The organism is Brevibacterium sp. S111 (assembly GCF_004745075.1).
Classification (GTDB): domain Bacteria; phylum Actinomycetota; class Actinomycetes; order Actinomycetales; family Brevibacteriaceae; genus Brevibacterium.
The window spans coordinates 1-2,828 of the sequence record NZ_RHFH01000041.1 but is presented as its reverse complement, the minus strand read 5'-3'; the positions used below and the strand labels follow the sequence as shown (position 1 = coordinate 2,828).

The window sequence follows — 2,828 nt, the reverse complement described above, 5'->3', positions numbered from 1 at the left end:
TGTGTGTGATCAACTTTAAGTAGGCCGGTTCAGCTCCAGAATCCAGCCAGTACAGCGGCTGGATTCCAGCCATAACAGCCCGTCTCTGCTTCTGTGCGCCACTCCCAGAAAACACAAAGTCATGGGCGTGGCCGCTCTCATCGATTAGGTTCCCAAACGAACACCCCGATCCCGTTGCAGCAGGATCGAACCGGGGTGTCAGAAGGGAACCAGAAAGACCATGACCACACCCATGACTACCATCGAAAATATCAGGCGCCTCGACGCCGAAGGAAGATCCGGACGCCAGATCGCCACCGATCTGGGCATCGATCGTGAAACCGTCGCGAAATACCTCAACCAAGACGACTTCTCTCCGCAACCACCAGCCCCGACCCGTCAGGCCGGTGCTGCCGTCCTGGCAGGACTGACCCACATCATCGAACAGTGGCTGACCGACGATGCCCGCCGTCCCCGTAAACAGCGCCACACATCCAAACGGGTCTACGACAGACTCGTCGCCGAACACGACTATCAAGGCTCCTACTCACCCGTGCAGCGCTTCATCAAGGACTACAAGACCATGCACCGGGCCCGCAGTCAGGGCTTCTTCGAACTCGAATGGGCACCCGGACACGCGCAAGTCGATTTCGGTCAGGCCGAAGCGATCGTCGACGGCATCCGTGAAGTCCTCCACCTGCTGGTCATTACGTTCCCGTTTTCGAATATGCGTTTCGCTCAGGCCTTCCGCGGAGAAACCAGCGAATGCATCGGCCAGGGCCTGGCCACGATCTTTCACCACATCAATACCGTGCCCGTCGAACTCATCCTCGATAACGCCACCGGTGCTGGCAGACGCTGTGGCACGATTATCACCGAAGCCAGACTCTTCGCCGCGTTCAAAGCCCACTATCGGACTACCGCCCGCTACTGCAGCCCCTATTCGGGGCATGAGAAAGGCAACGTCGAAAACGCTGTCGGATTCATCCGCCGCAACTTCATGGTCCCCGAACCCACCGCGGTCTCCCTGGCCGGTTTCAACACGGACCTTCTGGCCTACTGCGACGGACTCGGCTCCGAGGATCACTGGAAGAAGGGCCAGAAGATCCAGGACCTGTTCGCCCACGACATCGCCGCGGGACTCGCGTTGCCCGGGATCGCCTTCGACCCGGTTCGCTACGAATCGCGTAAGGCCGATAAGACCGGCACCATCGTCATCGATGGTCATTCCTACCTCGCCGGCCCCGACTACCACAACAGGCTGCTCACCGTCGCGATCCGTCACGATGCCATCAGCATCCTCAACGAACGATCTCAACCTGTCATCGGCTTCGACCGCGCCTGGGGCCAGCCGGGGCCGACCGTGTTCACTCCCGATACGCTTCTGGCCGCGTTGATGACCAAACCCGGAGCCTGGTCGAACTCACCAGTCCGTGCCCAGGTGTCCGACCCTGTCCGTGACTGGGCCGATGCTGCCGATAGTCGGGCTCGTTCCGAGTTCTTCGGCCGTCTCGATGCCAGTGCCCAAGCCACGTCTTGGAACACCGCCGTCGAGGCTGCTGACAGGCTCATCCGACTCGGCGATGACCCCACCGGCCCAGGACTGCCGATGCTGGCCAGACGCCTGTGTCAAGGCAGCGAACCACCAGCATCGAACGTCGATTTAAGCCTCTATGACCGTTTCACCACTACTCGGCAGGAACAACCAGCATGACCATCACGACCACAGACGTCATCGACGCGGGACGACACACCGGCATCAGCCATACCGTCGTCGCCGAAGCCGCCGCCAAAGCAACTCCGAAACAACGACAACTCCTCCACGACCTCTTCACCGCCGAACACGCCTCCCGAGCCCATCAGCGCCGCACCCGGCTACTCAAAGCCGCGAAACTGCCCACCCTGAAAACCCTCGACGGGTATGACTGGACAAACATCAAGTTCCCCACCGACTACGGCCGCACTCGACTGACCGACCTCGAGTTCCTGACCACTGGTTCCGACCTCGTCTTCTACGGCGACGTCGGATGCGGGAAAACGCATCTGGCGATCGCTTTAGCCGCTCACGCCTGTCACCGGGGAATACCCGCCAGATTCTTCACCACCGCCAGCCTCGTCACACATCTACGCCGAGCAGCCGATCAAGGACGACTCGATAAGGAACTGGCCCTGCTGGGTAAGAACAAACTGCTCATCATCGACGAGTTCGGATATCTGCCCATCGATACCGAAGGCGCCAGGCTCCTCTTCCAGGTCATCGCCGACGCCTACGAGAAACGCAGCCTCATCCTGACCACGAACCTCGAGTTCGCCCGGTGGGGAACCGTGTTCGGCGACGACAACATGGCCGCAGCAATCATCGATCGCATCGTCCACCACGGCAGACTCCTCCACTTCACCGGCCAGTCCTACCGCGTCAAGAACGCACTCATGAGATGACCCCACCACCAGACACCGAAAGGACACCAACCATGAACTCTGTCAGCACCGACGAGCTCTTCCAACGATGCGAAACCGTCCTCTACGCAGCTGAAACCATCCTGCGCCGAAGCAGTCTCGACGGCCAGATCGCGATCTCATCAGCCGCCCAATTCCTGTTCGGCCCCGATCACCACGGAACTCACTACCAGCGCCTGCTGGCGGAGATCGAAACGCTGAAAGACCAGATTGCGGACCATCAAGGCTGGTAGTAACCACGAAGGTCAGGGCTGCGGACAGATTCCCATCCGCAGCCCTGCACGGGTAGGCACGTTCCCCGTATCGGACGCGGAGCTCACACGGCTGGAAACCATGCTCGCCTGGCTGGATTTTCGGCGCTCTTTTGGCCGGAAAAAAGTTGACAAAACACA

At 60.2% G+C, this 2,828-nt stretch carries 4 protein-coding genes; all 4 read left to right on the top strand.

Annotation, left to right across the window (positions count from 1 at the left end):
• Positions 1-232 precede the first annotated feature (232 nt).
• Positions 233-1,693: an IS21 family transposase gene (istA, locus tag EB836_RS17895; protein ID WP_135542790.1), complete on the top strand. Its 1,461-nt coding sequence runs from the start codon at positions 233-235 to the stop codon at positions 1,691-1,693.
• Complete coding sequence (gene istB, locus EB836_RS17890) at positions 1,690-2,418, top strand: IS21-like element helper ATPase IstB (protein WP_135542789.1); 729 nt, start codon at positions 1,690-1,692, stop codon at positions 2,416-2,418. The genes istA and istB overlap by 4 nt, the downstream gene beginning before the upstream one ends.
• A 32-nt stretch (positions 2,419-2,450) precedes the next feature.
• Positions 2,451-2,669, top strand: coding sequence for a hypothetical protein (locus EB836_RS17885; RefSeq protein WP_135542787.1), 219 nt, complete (start codon positions 2,451-2,453; stop codon positions 2,667-2,669).
• Positions 2,647-2,828: hypothetical protein (locus EB836_RS18325; protein WP_205683417.1), on the top strand; the 182-nt coding region annotated here is incomplete at its 3' end. The genes EB836_RS17885 and EB836_RS18325, both read left to right, overlap by 23 nt.

Excerpts from the sequence above, each read along its gene's own strand:
- istA (WP_135542790.1), top strand. The coding sequence starts at position 233 with ATGACTACCATCGAAAATATCAGGCGCCTCGACGCCGAAGGAAGATCC.
- istB (WP_135542789.1), top strand. The coding sequence starts at position 1,690 with ATGACCATCACGACCACAGACGTCATCGACGCGGGACGACACACCGGC.
- EB836_RS17885 (WP_135542787.1), top strand. The coding sequence starts at position 2,451 with ATGAACTCTGTCAGCACCGACGAGCTCTTCCAACGATGCGAAACCGTC.